The organism is Ralstonia sp. RRA (genome assembly GCF_037023145.1).
Lineage (GTDB): Bacteria > Pseudomonadota > Gammaproteobacteria > Burkholderiales > Burkholderiaceae > Ralstonia.
In genome coordinates, this window is the sequence record NZ_CP146092.1 from 1,271,102 (window position 1) to 1,292,613 (window position 21,512).

Annotated in this window: 20 protein-coding genes; 8 read left to right on the top strand and 12 right to left on the bottom strand. The window is 63.8% G+C overall.

What is annotated here, in order from left to right; genetic code table 11:
* Nucleotides 1–133 precede the first annotated feature (133 nt).
* The 3 genes from V6657_RS23780 to V6657_RS23790 all read right to left on the bottom strand — a co-directional run bounded on the left by V6657_RS23780 (nt 134) and on the right by V6657_RS23790 (nt 2,067).
* On the bottom strand, nt 134–652 hold the full coding sequence (locus tag V6657_RS23780) for a hypothetical protein (protein ID WP_048936079.1): 519 nt from the start codon (nt 650–652) through the stop codon (nt 134–136).
* A 112-nt stretch (nt 653–764) separates the two neighbouring features.
* The gene (locus V6657_RS23785; protein WP_048936042.1) at nt 765–1,016 is read right to left on the bottom strand and encodes an H-NS family nucleoid-associated regulatory protein; all 252 of its coding nucleotides are present in this window, start codon (nt 1,014–1,016) and stop codon (nt 765–767) included.
* 148 nt (nt 1,017–1,164) lie between these two features.
* Nucleotides 1,165–2,067 (bottom strand): DMT family transporter, encoded by a 903-nt coding sequence (locus tag V6657_RS23790; RefSeq protein ID WP_048936043.1) that lies wholly within the window; start codon nt 2,065–2,067, stop codon nt 1,165–1,167.
* Nucleotides 2,068–2,201: 134 nt separating this feature from the next.
* Between V6657_RS23790 and V6657_RS23795 the strand changes: the two genes are divergently transcribed.
* Nucleotides 2,202–2,654: an Lrp/AsnC family transcriptional regulator gene (locus V6657_RS23795; protein ID WP_048936044.1), complete on the top strand. Its 453-nt coding sequence runs from the start codon at nt 2,202–2,204 to the stop codon at nt 2,652–2,654.
* 11 nt (nt 2,655–2,665) lie between these two features.
* On the opposite strand, the gene V6657_RS23800 is transcribed toward V6657_RS23795, so the two are convergent.
* Entirely contained in the window at nt 2,666–3,844 is a 1,179-nt protein-coding gene (locus tag V6657_RS23800) for a cystathionine beta-lyase (protein ID WP_048936045.1), read from the bottom strand.
* 109 nt (nt 3,845–3,953) lie between these two features.
* On the opposite strand from V6657_RS23800, the gene V6657_RS23805 reads away from it, so the two are divergent.
* On the top strand, nt 3,954–4,430 hold the full coding sequence (locus V6657_RS23805) for an Lrp/AsnC family transcriptional regulator (protein ID WP_048936046.1): 477 nt from the start codon (nt 3,954–3,956) through the stop codon (nt 4,428–4,430).
* Nucleotides 4,431–4,571: 141 nt separating this feature from the next.
* The gene (ggt, locus tag V6657_RS23810) at nt 4,572–6,302 is read left to right on the top strand and encodes a gamma-glutamyltransferase (RefSeq protein WP_048936047.1); all 1,731 of its coding nucleotides are present in this window, start codon (nt 4,572–4,574) and stop codon (nt 6,300–6,302) included.
* A 69-nt stretch (nt 6,303–6,371) separates the two neighbouring features.
* Here ggt and V6657_RS23815 read toward each other — a convergent pair whose 3' ends face one another.
* The 5 genes from V6657_RS23815 to V6657_RS23835 all read right to left on the bottom strand — a co-directional run bounded on the left by V6657_RS23815 (nt 6,372) and on the right by V6657_RS23835 (nt 11,966).
* Nucleotides 6,372–7,445, bottom strand: a complete 1,074-nt coding sequence (locus tag V6657_RS23815; protein WP_048936048.1) for a VOC family protein — start codon at nt 7,443–7,445, stop codon at nt 6,372–6,374.
* Nucleotides 7,446–7,524: 79 nt separating this feature from the next.
* Complete coding sequence (locus V6657_RS23820; protein ID WP_048936049.1) at nt 7,525–8,715, bottom strand: MFS transporter; 1,191 nt, start codon at nt 8,713–8,715, stop codon at nt 7,525–7,527.
* Between the two features lie 5 nt (nt 8,716–8,720).
* Nucleotides 8,721–9,554, bottom strand: coding sequence for a ThiF family adenylyltransferase (locus V6657_RS23825; protein ID WP_048936050.1), 834 nt, complete (start codon nt 9,552–9,554; stop codon nt 8,721–8,723).
* Nucleotides 9,555–9,573: 19 nt separating this feature from the next.
* A complete protein-coding gene (locus V6657_RS23830; RefSeq protein WP_048936051.1) occupies nt 9,574–10,959 on the bottom strand; it encodes an MFS transporter in 1,386 nt (461 codons plus the stop codon).
* Nucleotides 10,960–11,198: 239 nt separating this feature from the next.
* A complete protein-coding gene (locus V6657_RS23835) occupies nt 11,199–11,966 on the bottom strand; it encodes an IclR family transcriptional regulator C-terminal domain-containing protein (protein ID WP_048936052.1) in 768 nt (255 codons plus the stop codon).
* Between the two features lie 131 nt (nt 11,967–12,097).
* Here V6657_RS23835 and V6657_RS23840 point away from each other — a divergent pair, with 131 nt between their 5' ends.
* The 3 genes from V6657_RS23840 (at nt 12,098) to V6657_RS23850 (ending at nt 16,978) form a co-directional block, all read left to right on the top strand.
* Nucleotides 12,098–13,996: a sugar phosphate isomerase/epimerase and 4-hydroxyphenylpyruvate domain-containing protein gene (locus V6657_RS23840; protein ID WP_048936053.1), complete on the top strand. Its 1,899-nt coding sequence runs from the start codon at nt 12,098–12,100 to the stop codon at nt 13,994–13,996.
* A 125-nt stretch (nt 13,997–14,121) separates the two neighbouring features.
* Nucleotides 14,122–15,186 carry a porin gene (locus V6657_RS23845; RefSeq protein WP_048936054.1) on the top strand — a complete coding sequence of 355 codons (1,065 nt, stop codon included), beginning with the start codon at nt 14,122–14,124 and terminating at the stop codon, nt 15,184–15,186.
* Between the two features lie 367 nt (nt 15,187–15,553).
* Nucleotides 15,554–16,978, top strand: coding sequence for a PLP-dependent aminotransferase family protein (locus V6657_RS23850; protein WP_048936055.1), 1,425 nt, complete (start codon nt 15,554–15,556; stop codon nt 16,976–16,978).
* A gap of 22 nt (nt 16,979–17,000) precedes the next feature.
* Here V6657_RS23850 and moaD read toward each other — a convergent pair whose 3' ends face one another.
* From moaD to fdhD, 3 genes are read right to left on the bottom strand one after another with little or no spacing between them, the layout of a single operon-like run.
* Entirely contained in the window at nt 17,001–17,258 is a 258-nt protein-coding gene (gene moaD, locus V6657_RS23855; RefSeq protein WP_048936056.1) for a molybdopterin converting factor subunit 1, read from the bottom strand.
* 8 nt (nt 17,259–17,266) lie between these two features.
* Nucleotides 17,267–17,836 (bottom strand): molybdenum cofactor biosynthesis protein MoaE, encoded by a 570-nt coding sequence (locus tag V6657_RS23860; RefSeq protein ID WP_082170327.1) that lies wholly within the window; start codon nt 17,834–17,836, stop codon nt 17,267–17,269.
* A 27-nt stretch (nt 17,837–17,863) separates the two neighbouring features.
* The gene (gene fdhD / locus V6657_RS23865; protein WP_048936057.1) at nt 17,864–18,733 is read right to left on the bottom strand and encodes a formate dehydrogenase accessory sulfurtransferase FdhD; all 870 of its coding nucleotides are present in this window, start codon (nt 18,731–18,733) and stop codon (nt 17,864–17,866) included.
* A gap of 369 nt (nt 18,734–19,102) precedes the next feature.
* On the opposite strand from fdhD, the gene V6657_RS23870 reads away from it, so the two are divergent.
* Complete coding sequence (locus tag V6657_RS23870; protein ID WP_021192517.1) at nt 19,103–20,494, top strand: cytochrome ubiquinol oxidase subunit I; 1,392 nt, start codon at nt 19,103–19,105, stop codon at nt 20,492–20,494.
* A 4-nt stretch (nt 20,495–20,498) separates the two neighbouring features.
* On the top strand, nt 20,499–21,512 hold the full coding sequence (gene cydB / locus V6657_RS23875; protein ID WP_048936058.1) for a cytochrome d ubiquinol oxidase subunit II: 1,014 nt from the start codon (nt 20,499–20,501) through the stop codon (nt 21,510–21,512).

The following is a 21,512-nucleotide window of genomic DNA, read 5'->3' on the forward strand; positions in this document are numbered from 1 at the left end:
CCGTGCAACTTGGTCGCCGCACTGACAGATTCCTGATACGGAAAACGAAAAATTTTTTTGGTGGGCGAAAAGCCGTGCCGCCCAAGAAAAAAGGCGGCCCGGAAAAGGCCGCCTTCAGGTGATGCTGGCGTGACTATCTGGCGCGCGCCGCACGGGTGCGTGCAGCCTTCTTGGCGGCGGCTGAGCGCCCGGAGACCCCCTTGGTTGCAGCGCCGCGCTTCGCTGCCGCAGAGCGCTCGCGGCTGGAGTGCTCGGATGCTGCACTGCGTCCCTGACGGGACAGCGCTGGTTTGGAGACTGCGGCGCTGCTCTCTTTCTTCAGCGCGCGGGAGGTTGCCTGGCTGCGTGTGCTGGTGGATTCGCTGCTGGCTGCACCCTGGGTCTTCTTGCCGCTGCCAGCCTGGATGTCGCGCTCGGCTTTCTTGCGGGTAGCGGCAGAGGCCTTGCCGGCCGCAGGCGGTTTGACGGCGACCCCAGCCCGGCGCGCCTTGGATAGCCCGATGGCGACGGCTTGCTTGGTGTTTCCGGCACCGTGCTTGCCCTCGCGGATGTGATCGATCTCTTCCTTGACGAAGTTGCCAGCCTGCGTCGAGGCGGCTTTGCCGTGGCGCTTGTCGGCGCGCGCACGTTCAACGGTCTTGCGGTCCGGCATGATGACGTCCTCCGTAGGTTGGGGCGCCAGCCGGGCCATCTGATGGTCAGGATCGGTCAATCGGCGGCGCCTGTACCCCAAAAGACGCAACCCGTGTACCTGCGGCGTTTTTTCAGCTCACACGGAAATGCTCGATGCTCTGCCCTGCGTTGACTGCGCGCTGCAGCCAGTCGGGCATGTCGCCTGCGCCGTCCCAATGCTGGCCGTCGGCGCTCATATAAGTGGGGCCGACGGGTGGGGGCGGTAAATCGAAGCAGCCCCGTGCCTGCAGGTCTTCGACCGACAGCGCATAGGTTTGCATTTGTTCCCGGATCCAGGCGATCGCGGCTTCGCGGCCCGGTTGTGGCGGGTGGCCTTCCTTCATCTTGTGCGTATGTTCTGGAGTTCTGCGTCCGTCCGGCGTCAAGAGAGAGAGGCGGGCGCAGGGCGCGCCCGGGTGGCCGGCGGAAAACGCACAAGAATAACAGCAGTTGGGCGGCGGATTCGTGTTGTGGGGGCTTAAGCGTATTGCATTATTTGACAGCGGCCGAATCTGCCCCCGGCCGTAGCCACCGATAAGGCGACCAACCTAGGTTCATGCCCGCCGCCGCCAGCAGGATGGCCCCCGCGCCCAGAAACTGCGCCAGTTGCAGCCGATGCCCGAAGGCAATGATGTCAACGGCAATTGCGACGATCGGGTAGATGAACGAGAGTGACCCCGTCAGGTGCGTCGGCAACCGCTGAATGGCGCCGTACAGCAGGATGTACATCAGCCCGGTGTGCACCACGCCCACCGTCACCAGCAGCACCCACGTATGGGCATCGGCCGGCGGGTGTGACAGGTTGGCCAGCGGCGCCAGCATCAGCACGCCCACGCACACCTGGATGAGCGCAATCAGGTGCGGTGGCGTACCGGCCAGCTTCTTGGTGATGATGGCCGCCACCGCATAGGCAAATGCCGCCCCCAGCGCCAGCGCGATGCCCATCAGGTAGTCCGTGCCGCTAGCCGCCGCCGGCCCCACTTGCACGATCAGCACGACCCCGACAAAGGCTATGGCCAACCATGTCAGCTTGGCTGCCGTCAGGCGCTCCGATAGAAACAGGGCACCCAGCCCCACCAGCATGAACGGCTGCGTGTTGTAGACCGCCGTGGCAATCGAGATGGACGCCCTCGGATACGCAGCAAACAGCAGCAGCCAGTTGATAACGATGGCCACTCCGCCCAATGCGGCAATGCCCGTGCGCTTCCAGGTGATAGCGCCGCGCAGCAGCCCCAGCGCTGCGCATACCGCCAGCAGCGTGATCGCGCCGAACAGACAGCGCCAGAACACCACGTCCATCACCGGTTGGCCCGAGCGGACCACGAACCAGCCGATCGTCCCGGAAATCGTCATGGCGGTGGTCATCTCGACCGTGCCGCGTGTCTTGTCGTTCATGAAGCTGCCCCGTGTTTTTGTATGCAAGAAGGATCGCATGCGCATTGCCTGACTTCCATTGCTTTTCTGAGGCAAACTGATGGTTCTTGCTAATGAAATAAGGCCAAAGACACCAATGGCCGTCAGGAGGCGCAATGAGCACGATTGATGAGCTGGATCAGCGGATTCTGGATGTCCTGCTGACCGATTCCCGCATCTCGCTCAAGCAACTGGCCGAGCAGGTGGGGCTGTCGTCGCCGAGCGTGTCGGAGCGCCTGCGCCGGCTGGAGGAGCGTGGCGTGATCCGCCATTACACGGTCGACATCGACCCGAAAGCGCTGGGCTACACGCTGCAGGCCATCGTGCGGGTGCGGCCCATGCCGGGCAAGCTGCATATCGTGCAGAAGCTGATCGAAGAGATTCCGCAGATTGGCGAATGCGACAAGGTCACGGGCGAGGACTGCTTTATCGCCCGGCTGTATGTGCGCTCGATCGACCAGCTCGACCACATCCTCGATCGCGTGGCTGACCATGCTGAGACCAACACCGCCATCGTCAAGGCGCAGCCGGTGCGGCGGCGGGCACCGCCATTTGTGTCGGCTGATTGACGTATTGGGCGCTACGCAGTGACGGCCTGCTGGGTGGTGAACGCGTGCGCCATGGCTTGCCGCAGATCGGCAACCAGGTCTTCCGGCGCCTCCAGCCCGACATTGAGCCGCACCAGGCGGCCGCGATAGTGCCGATTCGGACGCGCCAGATCGGGATACGGCATCACCAGGCTGCTTGTGCCGCCCCAGCTCATGCCAATCCGGAACACACGTAGCGCATCGATAAACGCGTTGACCTGTGCGGCGGACACGCTCTCCAGAAACACCACCGAGAACACGCTGGTCGCGCCGGTAAAGTCGCGCTTCCAGAATTCGTGACCCGGGCATGACGGCAACGCCGGATGCAGCACGGTGGCGATGCTGTCCTGCAGATGCAGCCAGCGCGCCACCGCAAGCGTGGAGGCCTGCAGGCGCTCCAGCCGCAGCCCCAAGGTTTGCAGGCCGCGCAGTGCCAGGCTGCAGTCATCGGGCGATGCGCCCATGCCCAGGTCTGCAAACGCACTCCCCACGCGCTCGAACATCGCCTCCGAGTTGACCGAGACCGAGCCGAGCAACAGGTCGCTGTGGCCGCCCACGTACTTGGTCAGCGCCTGCATGCTGATGTCGACCCCGTGGGCGAAGGCATCGAAGTACACGCCGGCCGCATACGTGTTGTCGAGCGCAACCGGCACGCCGCGCGTGCGCGCCGCCGCCACGATGGCCGGCACGTCCTGCACTTCCATCGTGACCGAGCCAGGGCTTTCCGTCCAGACGAGCGTCGTGTTCGGGCGGATGAGTGCTGCAATGCCGGCACCAATGAGCGGATCGTATGTTTGCACCTCGATGCCCATGCGCTTGAGCAGGCCGTCGGCCATGGCGCGGTTGGGCCCATAGGCGTTGAACGGCACCAGCGCGTGGCTGCCCGCGCCGCAGCAGGCCAGATAGACGAGGGCGATGGCCGCCTGCCCACCCGGCACGATAAAGCTATGGCGGGCACGTTCCAATTGCGCAATCCGCGCACCCAGTTCGATGGCGGTGGGCGTGCCGTAGAGACCGTAGGTGTAGCCGTGCTGGGCGTGGCGCCAGTCGTCCACCACCTGTGCTGCGTTGTCGAACAACACGGTTGAACCGCGGTAGACCGGTGTCGCCAGCGAGCGAAAGCCGCCAGGGGCCAGCGTTTCCGGGTCGACGAGCTGTGAATGCCAGTGCATGGGAGGGGCCTCTGCAAACCAGTGATCACGAAATCCTATGTCACGTCCGCAGAGCAATTTCCGCTATTCTGCGTGGCCAGACGCAAAAATTTCTCACCTAGAGCCCGTCATGGCTGCGCAGAAACCGCTCGAACTCGACACCTTCGATATCGCCATCCTCAACGCCGTGCAACGGTGCTACACCACGCCGCTGCGTGTGATTGGGGAGCAGGTGAACTTGTCGACCGCCGCCGTGCAGCGGCGCATCAAGCGGATGGAAGAGGCGGGTGTCATCGTCGGCAACGTCGCGGTGGTGGATCCGGAACGGGTAGCCAAACCGATCACCGTGATCGTCGAAGTGCATGCCGAGCGCACCAACACCGCTGCCATGGTTGCGCTCAAGAAAGCGCTGTCCGGCCCCGAGGTGCAGCAGTGCTATTACGTGACCGGGGAGGCCGATTTCGTACTCATCCTCAACGTGGCCACGATGACGGAATACGAAGCCCTGGCGCGCCGCATGTTCGATGACAACGACAACATCAAGTGGTACCGCACGGCCGTCGTGCTCAATCGCGTGAAGGTCGGGCTCGAGGTGCCGCTGGGCTAACGCTGTACGGCCCACCGCCTGCGCAAGGCGTCAATACGGGGATGAGGCTATAGTGCCCGGGCGCAGCGCCTGATAAGGTTCGCGCGCCATAACACGTACGCCGGCACGACTGGCGTCCATGAAGGTACCAAAGGAGCTCCTATGCAGAATCCAAGAACAGGCATGCGGTGGATCGCCGCCGCAATCGCATCGATCAGTATCACGACCGTCGCACACGCCGCATCCGTGGCACCGGTTGCAGCAGAAAACGGGATGGTCGTCTCGGCGCAGCACCTGGCCAGCAAGGTCGGTGTGGAAGTGCTCAAGCGCGGCGGCAACGCGGTCGACGCTGCCGTGGCGGTGGGCTACGCGCTGGCCGTGGTCTATCCCGCTGCCGGCAACCTGGGCGGCGGTGGTTTCATGACCATCCAGCTGGCCGATGGCCGTAAGACCTTCCTCGACTTCCGTGAAGTCGCGCCGAAGGCCGCCACCGCCAACATGTACCTCGACAAGGACGGCAACGTCATCAAGGGCGCCTCCACCAAGGGCCATCTGGCCGTGGGCGTGCCGGGCACCGTGTCGGGCATGGAATACGCCCGCCAGAAGTACGGCACCATGCAACGCGCTGCACTGATCGCACCGTCCATCGCACTGGCTGAGAAGGGCTTCACCCTCGACCAGGGCGACGTCGACATGCTGCACACCTCCACCAAGGACTTCCAGGAAGATGCCGCCTCGGGCGCGATCTTCCTGAACAAGGGCCAGCCCTTCCAGGTGGGTGAGAAGCTGGTTCAGCATGACCTGGCCAAGACGCTGCGCGAGATCAGCAACAAGGGCACCGACGGCTTCTACAAGGGTTGGGTCGGGGAGGCCATTGCTGCATCAAGCAAGGCCGGCGGCGGTCTGATTACGCAGGCAGACCTGACGAGCTACAAGACGCGTGAACTGGCGCCGGTCGAGTGCGATTACCGCGGCTACCACGTGGTCTCCGCACCGCCCCCGAGCTCGGGCGGCGTGATCATCTGCGAGATGCTCAACATTCTGGAGGGCTATCCGCTCAAGGAACTGGGCTGGCACTCCGCGCAGGCGACGCACTATCAGATCGAAGCCATGCGCCATGCCTACGTGGACCGCAACAGCTACCTGGGCGACCCGGACTTCGTGAAGAACCCGCTGGATCGTCTGCTGAGCAAGGACTACGCAGCAAAGATCCGTGCCGTGATCGACCCGAAGAAGGCCGCTGTGTCGAAGGACATCAAGCCGGGCGTCGAGCCGCATGAAGGCAGCAACACGACGCACTACTCGATTGCCGACAAGTACGGCAACGCCGTGTCGGTCACGTACACGCTCAATGACTGGTTTGGCGCCAAGGTCACGGCCGCCAAGACGGGCGTGATCCTGAACGACGAGATGGATGACTTCACTGCCAAGGTCGGCGTGCCGAACCTGTACGGTCTGGTGCAGGGGCAAGCCAACTCGATCGCTCCGGGCAAGCGTCCGCTGTCTTCCATGAGCCCGACCATCGTCACCAAGGACGGCAAGCCCGTCATGGTGGTGGGCACGCCGGGTGGCAGCCGCATCATCACGGCCGTCATGCTGACCATGATCAACGCGATCGACTACGACATGAACGTGCAGGAAGCCGTGGATATGCCGCGCTTCCACCAGCAATGGCTGCCGGACGTGACCAACGTCGAGCCGTATGCGCTGTCACCGGACACGCGCAAGGTGCTGACGGACATGGGCCACAACCTGGGGGCGCCACAGCCGGCCAACCATCTGGCGGCCATCATCGTCGGGGCGCCGTCGCTGGGCGGCAAGCCGGTGGGCAACAACAAGTTCTATGGCGCGAATGATCCGCGTCGCAATACGGGTCTGGCTGCTGGTTACTGATCAGCCCCGCACCACAAAAAAGCCCGCCGAAACTCTGGCGGGCTTTTTTCATGGCTGGGTGGAAGCGGGTCAGGCCGCCGCGGTCAACACGGGCAGATTGCCCTCGCCGAAGCCATGGTGCCCACGCCGCTGCACGATCTCGAAGAAGATCTCGCCCGGGTGGCGTTTGACAAAGGTCTGCAGGAACAGCTTGGGCACACCGCCGACAATCTCGCCATCAATGAGGATGCCGTACTGACGCAGGGCACCGAGATCCAGGCCATGCCCGGGCAGGCGTGCATCAACGGTGTCGTAATAATGCGGCGGCGGTTCAACAAAGGTGAGGCCGTTGGCTGCCAGCGCGGCGGCCGTATGCAGGATGTCGTCGGTGGCCAGTGCAATGTGTTGCACGCCTTCACCGGGGTGGTCGGGCAGGTAGGCGTGCATCAGGTGGGCGCGGTGCGTGCCTTCTTCGTAGAGCGGAATCCGGATGGTGCCGCACGACGACACCATCACGCGGGAATCCGCCGCCACGTGCCAATTGGCGTGCAGCTCGTGGATTTCGCTAAAGCCCAGCTGGTTGCGATAGAAATCGATCCAGTCCTGCAGCCGGCCGGCACCGACGGTTTGCGTCAGATGATCGACCCGCGCCAGCCCAACACCGGCGTGGTGCCAGTCTTCGTGCGCGGTGTCGGGGTCCAGCGGCCGGAAGTCGATGTCGTAGATGGAGATGTCGCCCAGACCGCCCTTGGCGCCGTGCTTGCCGCGCCAGCGATCGACAAAGTACAGGTGCGTATCGCCCACGCCCTGGATGGCTGGGATGACCAGTTCACTCGGGCCGATCGGCTCGGCCTCGGCCGGCCATGCGCCCAGTTCGACAGCACGGTCATAGGCGCGCTGCGCATCATCGACGCGGATGCCGATCGCGCAGATGCCCACGCCGTATTCCTCGGCCCAGCGGTGCGCGAAGGAATCGGCTTCGGCATTGACGAGGAAATTCATGTCGCCTTGCCGATACAGCGTGACGTCCTTGCTGACGTGTCGTGCGATGGCCTTGAAGCCGAGCGAGGCGAATACCTGGCCGAGCGCGGCCGGCGCCTGCGTGGCGAACTCGATGAACTCCAAGCCGGCGGTCTTGAACGGCAGGTCGGCATTGCGGCTCATGTGCGAACTCCTGTGATGAGCAAAGAATGAGGACACCGCATTGTGTACCACACGCGTGGCAATGCGCACCCGACAACCGCTATGCGGCAGCCCTTTGCGGATTCGACAGATCGGACAACCTGGGCAACCAGAGGAAGGCGATGCACGCCAGCACAGCCCCGGCAAGCATCATCGGCGCGACCATGGGCCATGCGCCCAGGCTGTGCGATGGGTTGTCAAAGGCGGCAGCCGTTTGCCCCAGGCAGAAGGCGGCCAGCATCATGATGAAGCCCGACCATGACACCGCGCGCCCCGCAAGATGCGGTAGTTCGCCCACCGCTCCGGCTTGGCCGCAGGGCTGGTGAATGCCGTGGCCCATGCAATAGACGCCGTGCCCAAGCAGCAGCGGCCATGCCTCTCCGGGGAGTAGCCAGCAGCCCAGCGCCTGGATGCCGGCGCCGCATAGGCTGAGCGTTGCGCCTTGCTGCACCGTCCGCACGAGGCTTTGGTGACGCAGCAGGCGCCGGCAGACGGTCGTACTCACGATATAGACGAGCGAGCCGCCGGCCGGTATCCAGCCATACAGCTCGGGCGACAGGCCGAGGTATGCGATATAGACCATCGGCGAGAGCAGCAGGAAGCAGAACATGCCGGCGTAGGTCGTGGCGGCCAGCAGCCCCCAGACGCGAAAGTCCGCGCTGGCAAAGATCTCGCGCACGCCGCCTGCCTGGGTGTGGGTGTCTTGCCGGGTCTCTGCAAAGCCGTACCAGCACATTGCCCACAGCACGAGCGCATAGCCGCTCATGCCTGCGAGCACCCACCGCCAACCGGCATGCTGCGCGACAAAGGCGCCAAGAATCGGCGCCACCAATGCCACGAAGCCCAGCCCGGTGAGACCACGCGCCATCACATGTGGGCCGTCGCGCGCCGGATGCAGATCGCGTACGGCCGCACGTGCGCACACCAGGATGGCCGCCATGGCGAAACCCTGCATGGCGCGCGCTGCCGTCAGCATCGGCGCGGTCATCGACAGGGCGCCGGCCAGCGCCGCAAGGGCGTAGCACGCCAGCCCGATCAGAAGGACCTGTCGACGGCCAAACCGATCGGCAAGGCTGCCCATCGGCAGCTGCCCCATGCCAAAGGCCAGCGCGAAGACCGTGAGGCTCGTGCTGGCTGATCCCAGCGCCTGGGCGATCGCGGGCAGGGCGGGGAGGTAGCTGTCGGTGGCCACTGGCTGCGCAGACAGCAACAGCGGCAGCAGCAGGGCAAAGCTCAGCGGGCGACGCGTCATCGAACTCAGTAGGCAATGGCTGCCGTACGCCGCAGTTCTTCTGCGGTTGCGGTGCCAAAGCCGAAGAACTCCAGGTAGGCGGGAATCATCTCGAACAGCATGTCGGTGCCGACCTGGACTTCGCAGCCCTTGTCGAGCGCCGCGCGCAGCAACGGAGTGTATTCCGACTTCATGACCACCTCGCCGACAAAGCAGCTGGGCGCGATGCGTGACACGTCGAAGGGCAGCGGGTCGTCGTCCTTCATGCCCACCGGGGTGGCGTTGACGACGATGTCGAAGCCGTCCGGGTCATTCGAGCCGGTGCGCACCACCAACGCAGGGTAATGCTCGCGCAGACGCCGCCCCAGCGATTCAGCCGAGGCTGCGCGCGTGTCGTACAGGGCCAGCTCGCCAACACCGGCGGCGGCAAGAGACGCGGCAATCGCCGAGCCCACGCCCCCAGCACCGGAGAGCAGCACGCGCGCGCCTTCCAATTTGTGCCCCTTGCGCAGCACGCCGCGCACAAAGCCTGCGCCATCAAACTGGTCGCCCAGCAGCGTACCGTCTTCGCGCTTGAGCACCGCGTTGCACGCGCCGGCAATGCGCACAGCGGGCGTCACCTCGTCGACCAGACCGACCGTCGTCACCTTGTGCGGCATGGTGATCAGCGCACCGCGCAGGTTGGTGAAGCGGAAGATCGACTGGAGGCTCTGCGTGTAGTCCTCCGCCTTGACCCCCATCGGCACCACAACGGCGTCGATGCCCTTCTGTTCGAACCAGGGGTTGTAGATCATCGGCGACTTGAAGGTCTCGGTCGGGTCGCCGATGTGGGCGATGAGGGTGGTTTTTCCAGAAATCATGGTTCAGGAGGTGCGTGTTTCAGGTAGCCAGGGCGCCGGCCCGCTGGCGGGCGTATTCGGCTTTGTCGACGGGTTGCGCGGCTGGCTGGCCCAGGTCGTCCATGTGGATGCGGTAGGTCTCGCGGGCACTGATAGCTGCCACGGCGGCCACGATGGTCACGCCAAAGGCGATGGCGCCAACGGTCAGCCAGATGTTGTCAGAACCCGGGGGCGCCACGGCCGTGAAGAGGGCCGGCAGCATGGCGGTGATGGCGGTGCCGATGTTTTGCGAAATGGCCATCGCCGACACACGGGTGCGCGTCGGGAACAGCTCGGGATAGAAGCTCGGGAACACCGCGTTGTAGCCCTGGTAGACCACGCCCCACATCAGAATCGACATGCCAAACGCCAGCGGCACATTCTTGATGCTGATGGCATACAGATAGCCAAACGCGAGCAGGCCGGCAAGCAGCGAGCCGATCACGATGGGCGGCTTGCGGCCGACGCGGTCGGACAGGTCGCCCACATACGGAATGACCAGCACGGCGACGATGTTGCCCACCACCGGAATCCACAGGTAGATGTCCTTGGCAAAGCCGATGCCGTACGCCGGCTGCACCGCATAGGCTGCGCCGAAGATGGTTGCCACCACCGGAATCACGTTCATCAGCGCCATGCAGACCACGCGCAGCATGTCGGGCGTGCTGTATTTGAAAGCCTCGAGGATCGGCGAACGGGGGCGGCCCTGTTGCTGTTGCTCAGCGGTAAAGGCCGGCGTTTCGTGCACTTCGCGGCGGATGACGTAGCCCGCGACGATGACGATGAAACTCAGCAGGAACGGAATGCGCCAGCCCCAGGTGTTGAACTGTTCGGCAGGCATGTAGTGCGCCAGCGGCAAGAAGACGGCAGCCGCCAGGATCTGCCCGGCCTGCACACCCTGCAGCGTAAAGCTCGCAAAGAATCCGCGCCGGCCAAACGGTGCATGCTCCAGGATCATCGAACTGGCGCCCGAAATTTCACCGGCCACGGCAAAACCCTGGATCAGCCGCATGATGACCAGCAATGTGGGGGCCAACAGCCCAACTTGGTCATACGTCGGAAGCAGACCCACGGCGATGGTCGAAAAACCCATCAGGAACATGCACACCAGCAGCACGTTCTTGCGCCCATGCGTGTCGCCAAGATGGCCCAGCACAAACGCGCCGATCGGCCGTGCGATATACCCCACGCCGTACGTGGCCAGTGAGGCGACGATGGCCGTCTTCGGATCGCCCTTGGGGAAGAAGATCTGCGGGAAGATCAGCGCCGCCGCGGTGGCGTAGATAAAGAAGTCGTAGTACTCGAGCGCCGAGCCGATCCAGCCGCTGGCGGCGGCTTTCTTCGACTGGTGCTTGCCCAGGGGCTCGTGGGCAGGGGCTGCGGTCATGGTGGTCTCCGGTTTTGATCTGTGCGGCCTATCGTGAAGTTGGTGCAATGAAGGGCCGTCTGTACACGCACCGCAGCGTAGTCCGCCGCCATGGCGGGGCACAAGCCGCTGCCGGCTAAAAACGTTCGATAATCGCACAACATGGTGCGAATAACGTACGACTCAAGGGTTTCTCCGAGTCCGTACGCGTGACAAAGGGTGAGGTATTGCGCCGGGAAAGTGCGTGATGGGCTGTCGGCCTACAACACCCGCATGATCGACAGCGCGGTGTCCTGCAGCACCTGCAGCACGCGCTGCAAGGCCTGCTCCGTGGTCTCTTCGCCGACTTGCATGTTCACGCTCAACGCGGCAATCACGTTGCCTTGGCGATCGCGCAGCGGCACCGCCACGCCGCGCACGCCGATCTGCAATTGCTGCTCAACCACGGCGTAATCCTGTCGACTGGCCTTGCGAATTTCATCGAGCAGCCGTTCGCGCTGCAGGATCGTGTACGGCGTATAGGGCGTCAGCACGCAGGTCTCCAGCCATGCCTTGACGGCCTGCTCGGGCTGCGCGGCCAGCATCATCACCCCGGCGGATGCAAGCGGCGCCGGCACGCGCGCGCCCAGCACAAAGCCCGTGCTCATCACGCGACTTGTGCTGGTACGCGAGATGAACACCAACTCCCATTCATCCAGCACGCTGAGGTAGGCCACCTCGCCAACGGCGGCCGTCACCTGCTGCAGGAAGGGCTGCACCGTACGCGGCAGGCGGGCCGAATCGAAGTAAGACCACCCCACCTTCAGCACACGCGGCGTCAGGCTGAAGAGCGTGCCTTCGCTGGTGAGGTAACCGAGGTGCTCCAGGGTCAGCAGGTAGCGGCGCGCGGCCGTGCGCGTCAGCCCGGTCAGCTCGGCCGCCTGCGTGGGCGTCAGGCGTGGATGGTCATGGTCGAACGCCTCAAGGATGGCGAGCCCTTTCTCGAGCCCGGCGATCCAGTCGCGCCGATCGAGTGGTTCTTTCTTCATGGCGATAACCCTAGGAACGTGCGATATGTGCGCATGATTGTACGATTATCGAACGCTGTTGCGCGAATGCCGCTTGTGAGCGCACGGGGTGCCCACCTACGCTGCGGTCATTGTCTGACCACTGCATCGCCATGAACCCGCATCGCCCTGGGCGCCATCCCAAATGTATTGCCACCGTGTGCCTGTCTGGCACGTTGCCCGAGAAACTGGAAGCGGCTGCCGCCGCCGGGTTTGACGGCATCGAGATCTTCGAGAGCGACCTGCTGAATTTCGACGGCTCGCCGGCGCGCGTACGGCAGATGGCGGCAGACCTGGGGCTGGCGATCATGCTGTATCAGCCGTTTCGCGATTTCGAGGCGATGCCGCACGATCTGCTCGCCCGCAATCTGGCGCGTGCCCAGCGCAAGTTCGACGTGATGGCCGAACTGGGTGTCGAGACGGTGCTGGTGTGCAGCAACGTGCAGGACATCGCAATCGATGACCCCGCGCGTGCTGCGGACGATCTGCGCCAGATGGCCGAAGCCGCTGGGCAACGCGGGCTGCGCGTGGGTTACGAGGCGCTCGCCTGGGGCCGGCACACCCGGCGTTGGCGCCAAGCATGGCAGATCGTGCAGCAGGCCGACCACCCCGCGCTCGGGCTGATCCTGGATAGCTTCCATACGCTGTCGCTGGGCGACACGTTGGATGGCATCCAAGACGTGCCTGCAGACAAGCTCTTCTTCGTGCAGTTTGCGGATGCGCCCAAGCTGTCGATGGACGTGCTGTCCTGGAGCCGGCATCACCGCAATTTCCCCGGACAGGGCGATCTGCCAGTCGCGGCGTTCGCGCGCGATCTGCTTGCCGCCGGTTATGCGGGGCCGTTGTCGCTGGAGGTCTTCAATGACGAGTTTCGCTCCGCCCCTGCGCGCTTGACGGCCCTGGACGGCATGCGATCGCTGATCTGGCTGGAGTCGGAAGCCGGTGGCGTTGCGCTGCCTGAGCCCGCCCGTTTTGCCGGCGTGGATTTCCTGGAGTTTGCCGTGGATGCCTCAGCCGGGCGGGAGCTGGAGACGCGCCTGCGTGCGTTGGGGTTTGGCCTGGCGGGGCACCATCGCTCCAAGGCGGTCGATCTGTACCGGCAGGGTGGCGTGAATGTGATCCTGAACATGGAGCAGGACAGTGCGGCGTCCGAACACTTCCAACTGCATGGGCCGTCCGTCTGCGCGATCGGCCTGAAGGTGGACGATGCCGAGCGCGCAATGACACGTGCCCGCGCGTTGTGTTGCCAGGAGTGGCGTGGGCCGGTGGGGCCGAGCGAGCGCAGCATTCCTGCGTTGCGCGCACCGGATGGCACGTTGCTCTATCTGATCGACGATCGCCACGCCGAGCGCAGCATCTACGAGAGCGATTTCATTCTGCAGCCCGAAGCGCAGCCCGAAGCGCAGCCCGATGCCACCGGATTGGCCTCGATCGATCACGTTGCACAGGCGCTGCCCGCGCATCGGCTCGACAGCTTTGTGCTGTTCTATCGTGCCGTTTTCGGCATGCAGGCCGAAGCGGTGCAGGAAATTGCCGACCCCTACGGCTTGGTGAAAAGCCGGGCGATGGTGAGCCCGGACCGCAACCTGCGGATTCCGCTCAACGTGTCGGAAAGCGGGCACACGGCAACCGGCCGCTTCATTGCCGCGTATGCGGGCTCGGGCGTGCATCACATTGCCTTCCGTACGGACCGGCTGTTCGACGCCGTTGAAGCCATCGACCGCGGCGCGGCCCGCATGCTGCACGTGCCCGAGAACTACTACGCCGACGTGGCCGCCAGGCTCGGCCTGGACGACACGCTGCTCACGCGCCTGCACGACGACGGGCTGCTCTACGACCGCGATCCCCACGGCGATTTCCTGCACGTCTACACCGAGCCCTTCCGCGAGCGCTTCTTCTTCGAGCTCGTCCAGCGCGACGGCTACCTGGGCTATGGCGCTGCAAACGCGGCTGTGCGCATGGCCGTGCAAGCGCAGATGAGCCGAACGGGCGCGACAGCGGCTGATCGCTAAACCACGACGACACCTTTGACGCCCACGGCGTGTGCGGCTGTGGGCGGTTTCCACGCACCGCTACGGTTGCGCGGGCAGCCATCGCACATCCAACCCCATCACATCAAAGAGGAGACAGGGGAGCCATGAACAAGACAATGATCGCCGCACTGGTACTCGGAGCCACGAGCCTGCCGGCAGCGGCACAAACGGCAGGCGGCGTCACGCTCTATGGGCTGATCGACACCACCATCCGCTACAGCACGCATGAAAATGCGGCCGGCAACAGCAATCTGCAGATAATGGACGGCGTGCTGACCGGCAGCCGCTGGGGTTTGCGCGGCACGGAAGATCTGGGCGGCGGCACCAAGGCCATGTTCATCCTGGAGTCTGGCTTCTTTCCCGATACCGGTGGTAGTCAGCAGGGCGGCCGGCTGTTTGGGCGCACCGCGGTCGTCGGCCTGGAGGGCGACTACGGCAAGCTTTACCTCGGCCGCCAGTACACGCTGGCGCATGAGGTGCTGTCTTCGTATGAAGCGATGGCGTTTGCCAACAACTCCATCGTCGGCTATCAGGGCGGCAACTACACCGGCCTGCGCTATGACAACACGGTCAAGTACATCAAGTCGTTCGGTGGCTTGCAGCTGGCCGGCGCGTGGACCTTTGGCGAGGCCGCCGGCAGCTTCAGCAAGAGTTCGGCCGGAGCAGGCTCGATTGTCTACAGCATGGGGTCGGCGGAAGTGGGCGCGGTGTACCAGGTCACGCGCGATGTGTCTTCGGCATTCTTTGGCGCGGTGCCGGCGGCGCTGGCCAGCAAGCAGACGGTCTGGGGCTTTGGCGGCAAGCTCGATACCGCCGTTGCCACGTGGTACCTGGGCTATACGAACAGCCGGCTGGATGTGGCGGACTACAAGAACCAGGCCGCCTATGTTGGCGCGAAGGTGCCAATCTCCGGCGCGTTGAGCTTCATCGGCACCGTGCAGTACGACTGGATGAAGCATCTTGATACCAGCGGCAAGCGCCTGACCACCGCCGGCATGCTCGACTATGCCTTCAGCAAGCGTACCGACGTGTATGCAGAGGTGGACTACACGCGCCTGCAAGGTGCCTGGATTGCGCTGAACAGCGCTGCTGCGTTCAACAACTCGGGCAATACCTACGGCAACAACTCGCGGCTGGGGGTGATGCTGGGGGTGCGTCACAAGTTCTGAACGCTTGGATATTCGTTGTTGTGACTTCGGCCCGCCGCGATCTGTGGCGGGCGCATGCCCTCCTGGGTATCGACATCGCTGCGCCTGCGTGCGCTCGGGACATCCCGCCCCAAAATGTGACGCAATCGCCGTCCTGATCGATCGGAATACAGTTCGCGAGAAATTAAGAATTCGCGTAAAACTGTACTCTTCCGCGCTGTACTGATGTGTGCTCATGCCCGTCTGCACTGTGCCTTTACGCTTCCCATATCGAATACACATGCGGCCTGCCGGACATGGCGAGCCGTCAAGGGAGCACAGTCGTGGAACGCGCAAGACGGAGCACAAGTACTGACGCTGGCGGAGAACCGTGGGCAGGGAGCAGCCGATGAAGCTCTATGAGAAATTTGCAGACGATCTCGAGCGCCTCATCCGGCAAGGCGTGTATCGCCACGGAGACCGCATCCCATCGGTGCGCCAGGCCAGCCAGCAGCATCGCATCAGCATCACCACTGTGCTGCACGCCTATCTGCTGCTGGAAAGCCGTGGGCTGTTGGAGAGCCGCCCGCAGTCGGGCTACTTCGTGAACTTGCAGCGCGGCAATGGCGAACTGCACATGCGCGAGCTGCAGCCGTCCAAGCCGATGGCGATCTCGTCGTCGGTGGACGTGAGCCGGCTGGTGCTCTCGACCCTGCGCTCGATTGGCGCCAACGATGCGATACCGCTGGGCTCGCCGTATCCGGACCCTGCGCTGTTCCCGTTCGAGAAGCTCAACCGCTACGCTTACACCGCCGGCCGCGAGAAGGGGCTGTGGGGCGTGACGGGCGCACTGCCGCCCGGCCATCCCCGACTGGTGCGCCAGATCGCGCGCCGCTACCTGGAGAACGGCCTGTCGGTCGACCCCAACGAGATCATCGTCACCGTGGGCGCAACGGAGGCCATGAACCTCTGCCTGCAGGCCGTCGCCAAGCCCGGCGACGTGATTGCGGTGGAGTCACCCACGTTCTACGCCATGCTCCACGCGATCGAGCGGATGGGCATGAAAGCCATCGAGGTGGCGACGCACCCCGAATACGGCATCGACATTGCCGCGCTGGCCGCGATCGTGAAGTCGCAGCCGATTGCGGCGTGCATGGTGATGCCGAACTTTCAGAACCCGCTGGGTTTCCAGATGCCAGACGAGCGCAAGCGCGAGCTGGTTGAGTTCCTCACGCGGGTGGATATTCCCGTGATCGAGAACGGCGTCTATAACGAGCTGTACTACGGCAACGCACACCCGAGCAGCCTGAAGTCGTACGACAAAAAGGGGCTGGTGCTGCATTGCTCGTCGTTCTCGAAGAGCCTGACGGCTGCGTACCGGATCGGCTGGGCGCTGCCGGGCCGGTATCGCGATCAGGTGGAGAAGCTCAAGTTCCTGAACACGCTGACCACGCCGTCGATTCCGCAATTGGCCATCGCGGAGTTCCTGGAGCACGACGGCTACGAGCACCACCTGCGACGGGTCCGCAAGGCCTACGCGCAACAGGCCAACCTGATGCGGGCGATGGTCTCGCGGTTTTTTCCGGCGGGCACGCGCATGTCAAGCCCGGCAGGGGGCTACGTGCTGTGGGTAGAGCTGCCGCCCAAGGTGGATGCGATGCGCTTGTATCAGCTTGCGCTGGAACGTGGCATCACCATTGGGCCGGGTTACATGTTCTCGATCTCGGATACCTACCGCAACTACATCCGGCTCAACTACAGCAGTACGTGGTCGAGCGAGATCGAGCAGGCTGTCATTACCGTCGGCAAGCTGGTCGCGATGTGCGACCGCTGAGCGTGGGGGAGGTGGCTGCAGGTCAGCCACCGGTGACGGGCGGGAAGAACGCAATTTCGCAGTCTTCGCGCACGATGAACGCGCCGTCGACGGTTTCCTGATTGACGGCAGCCCGCACCGGCCGGCCTGTGCGCAGCGCCTCGGCGGTTTGCGCATTCCTCGCGGCCAGGGTGGCGCGCAGTGTGTCGATGCGCAGTTCGGGCACGTCGATGTCGATGGTTTCCTGCGTGATGCCCAACTGCTCGCGAATGCTGGCGAAATATCGGATGTTGAGTTTCATGGATGTGCTTACCCCCAGCGCTTCATGGCCTGCTCGTCGCCGATCTTGGTCGTGACCCATTCGGATGCGCCGCTGCGCTGGATCTCCTTCTTCCAGAACGGTGCATGGGTCTTGAGAAAGTCCATCAGGAACTCGCAGGCGTCGAACGCCGATGCACGATGCGGTGCGGCTACTGCAACCAGCACCACCGGATTGCCCAGCGCGATGCGGCCCACGCGGTGGACGATCTTCACAGCCTCGACTTCCCAGCGTGCGGCCGCTTCTTCAATGAGTGTCCAGAGCGTTTGCTCGGTCATGCCGGGGTAGTGCTCCAGCTCCAGCGCGATCACATCATCGAGGTCGCCGCTTTGTCGTACGACGCCCACGAAGTTCACGACTGCGCCGACTTTCGGGTTGCGCATGATCGGCTCAAGCTCGGCTTGAATCTCAATCGGGCTGCGCTGCAGGCGCACCTCGAAGCCTGCAGCAATGTTCAGTTGTCGGCCATCAGACTGAAAAGCTGTGTCCTCGATGTCTGGGGTGTCGGTGCTGGTCTGTACGTCAGACTGTGCGGGTGGGTGATCGGAGGCGGGTGTCATCGCTATGCTCCATGAGGCATCGCCGCGCTAGCGGGAAGGACCGCAGGCCATTGCTGGCGCCAAGTTGGCAGTGGATTCGGTGATGGGCGAGGTGTACTCGACAAAGCCGTTCTCACGGCAGAAGCCAAGCAGCCGGATGCCCGCTTGCTGTGCAATGTCGATGGCGAGCGAAGTGGGGGCGGAGATCGTCGCGACCATCGGAATGCCCACACGGGCGGCCTTGCGGACCAGTTCATAGCTGGCGCGGCTCGACAAGAACACGAAGCCCGTGCGCGTATCGATCTTCAGCCGGGCGAGTTGGCCGATCAGCTTGTCGAGTGCGTTGTGGCGGCCCACATCTTCAAAGACGCTGAGCACTTCACCGTTACGGGAGCACCATGCCGCGGCATGGATACCACCGGTCTCGTGCATGAGCACCTGATGCGCTGGCAGTTCGCGCGCGGCGCGCTCGATGGCAGCGGCGCCGATATCGTTTGCGGTGCCCGCGTGGTCGATGTGCGTGGGGTGAAGATCGAGCAGCGCAATGCTTTCGATGCCGCAAACGCCGCACCCGGAGCGTCCGGTCAGCGTGCGGCGCTTGTCCTTGAGCGCCATGAATGCCTGCTGCGAAATCGTCAGCTGTACCTCGGCACTGTCTGGCCGGTGGATGGCTTCGATGTCGAAGACGTCGGACGCGCACTCGACAATGCCTTCGCTGAGCGCAAAGCCCAGTGCGAACGCTTCCAGGTCGATGGGCGTCGCCATCATCACCGCATGCGAGATACCGTTGAAGACCAGCGCGACCGGCAACTCCTCGACCACCTTGTCAGCGGTTGATATTGGGGCGCCGTTCCGATAGCGCGTGACCGCGCAGGACTCGCTGCCAGCGTGGTCGGCGGACGTGAAGCGTGGCTGCATGGTGGTCCTCGTGGCGGCGCATGGGTCTCCAAGGTTAGGCGCGTCATTGCGGGCCGGACAGGCACACATTGACCGAGTTGGGCAGAGCACAGTTTGAGCACGGCGGCATGTGCAAGCCTGCTCAGCCAACGTCCGGAACCGAGCGCGCAGAGCACAGTTTTGAGCAGAGCCGCCAGTTGTGTGCGCATTCCATGCACACCTCGCGGCAGTTGCTCGGAGCACAGTTCACGCGCAGCGAGATTTGATTGCGGGCGGCATTCGTGTCGCGTTACCGTCGGGCACGACTCGCACCAACCCACGTGCGCGTCGCCTTGAAACGCTGCTGCGCAATGCGGCAGTGTCCCGCTGTCACCCAGAGCCATAGACATCATGGAAATCTTCGATGCACTTCATCTCGCAAGATTGCAGTTTGCGTTCACGGTGTCCTTCCATATCGTCTTTCCAGCCATCAGCATCGGCATGGCCAGCTTTCTGGCGGTACTGGAATGGCGCTGGCTGCTGACAGGAGACCAGGCCTACAAGGACATGTTCCTGTTCTGGTCGAAGATCTTCGCCATCGGCTTTGGTATGGGGGTGGTGTCGGGCGTGGTGATGGCCTACGAGTTCGGTACCAACTGGAGCGGGTTCTCGCAGGTGGCGGGCAACATCACGGGGCCACTGCTGCACTACGAGGTGCTGACCGCGTTCTTCCTGGAGGCGGGGTTTCTCGGCATCGTGCTGTTTGGCTGGGAGCGCGTCAGCCCGCGTGCGCACTTCTTTGCCACGCTGATGGTGGCGCTGGGCACGTTGATCTCCACGTTCTGGATTCTGGCGTCGAACAGCTTCATGCAGACACCGCAGGGGTTCGCCATCGAGAACGGCCGCATCGTGCCGGTCGACTGGCTGAAGGTGGTGTTCAACCCGTCGTTCCCGTATCGACTGGCGCATATGACGATTGCCGCGTTCATCGTGGCGGGCTTCATGGTGGCGGCATGCGGTGCGTGGCACTTGTTGCGCGGGCGGCGTGACGTGCCGGTCAAGCGCAGCTTTTCCATGGCGCTCTGGCTGCTGTTGCTGCTCGCGCCAATCCAGATCTTTATCGGTGACGCGCACGGCCTGAACACGCGCGAGTATCAGCCCGCCAAGATCGCCGCCATCGAAGGTCTGTGGGACACCGAAAAGGGCGGCACCGCGCTCAACCTGTTCGGCTTGCCCGACATGGATGCCGAGGTCACCCGCTATGCAGTGCAGGTGCCGCACCTGGGCAGCCTGATCCTGACGCATAGCTGGGATGGCGAGATTCGTGGCCTGAAGGAGTTCCCGAAAGAAGAGCGACCGTATTCGCCCATCGTTTTCTGGTCATTCCGGATCATGGCCGGGCTGGGCATGCTGATGCTGCTCACAGCGGTGCTAGGTCTGCTGCTGCGAAAGGGCGGACGGCTGTACGAAGCCCGCTGGTTCCAGCGCTTCGTGCTCTGCATGGGCCCATCGGGCCTGGTGGCGTTGCTCGCAGGGTGGGTGACAACCGAGGTTGGCCGGCAGCCGTGGACGGTCTACGGCGTGCTGCGCACGGCGGACTCCGTCTCGCCTGTCAGCGCGCAGCTTGCGGGGGTGTCGCTGTTGATCTTCGTCATCGTCTACTTCGCGGTGTTTGGCATGGGTGTGTATTACATGCTCAAGCTCATGCGGCGCGGGCCGGTGGCGCAGGCCGACGCGCACAGCACTGCGCGCAAGCATCCGGAATTGCACAACCGCGCCTTGGATGCGCTGCAAGGGGAGTAAAGCCATGCAAATCGATCTGCCTGTCATCTGGGCCGGAATCATCGGGTTCGGTGTGTTCCTGTACGTCATGCTGGACGGCTTCGACCTGGGCATCGGCCTGCTGTTTCCGTTCTTTGAATCCAAGGTGCACCGGCAGGTGATGATGAACACGGTCGCGCCTGTGTGGGACGGCAACGAGACGTTTCTCGTGCTGGGCGGCGCCGGGTTGTACGGGGCGTTTCCGGTGGTGTACTCAACGCTGCTGCCGGCCAACTATCTGCCGCTGATCCTGATGGTCGTGGGGCTGATCTTTCGCGGTGCGGCGTTCGAGTTGCGTGGCAAGGCACGCCGCACGCAGAACCTGTGGGATCTCGCATTCATCTGCGGTTCCGCCCTGGCGGCGTTCTGTCAGGGCATCGTGCTGGGCTCGCTGCTGCAGGGGATCAAGATTGCCGATGGCCGTTTCGTTGGTGGCGCGTTTGATTGGTTGTCGCCGTTCAGCCTGTTCTGCGGGTTCGGCGTGATGTTCACCTACGCCATGCTTGGCTGCGGCTGGCTGATCATGAAGACGGAGGGCCGGCTCCAGCACGAGATGCGCTTGCTGATGCGGCCGCTCACAGGCGTCTTGCTCGGCATCATGGCGGTCATCAGCCTGTGGACGGTGATTGGGCTGCCTGCGGTTGCGCATCGCTGGTTCGGCAGCGGCAATCTCGGCTGGTTCCTGCCGGTACCCATTCTGGTGGTGGCCTGCGTCTGGGGCATTTTTGGCACCAGCCAGCGCGCACATCATCACGCCACGCCATTCCTGCTGGCGCTCGCGCTGGTCTTCCTGGGCTATACGGGGCTGGTCATCAGTATCTGGCCGAACATCGTGCCGCCGTCGTTGACGATCTGGCAGGCGTCGTCCAGCCATTCCAGCCAACTCTTCGCGCTGGTCGGCACCGTCATCGTGCTGCCTATCATCCTTGTCTACAACGCGATGCAGTATCGCGTGTTCCGGGGCAAGGTGCGCGAGGGGGATCCGGGCTACCACCACTGA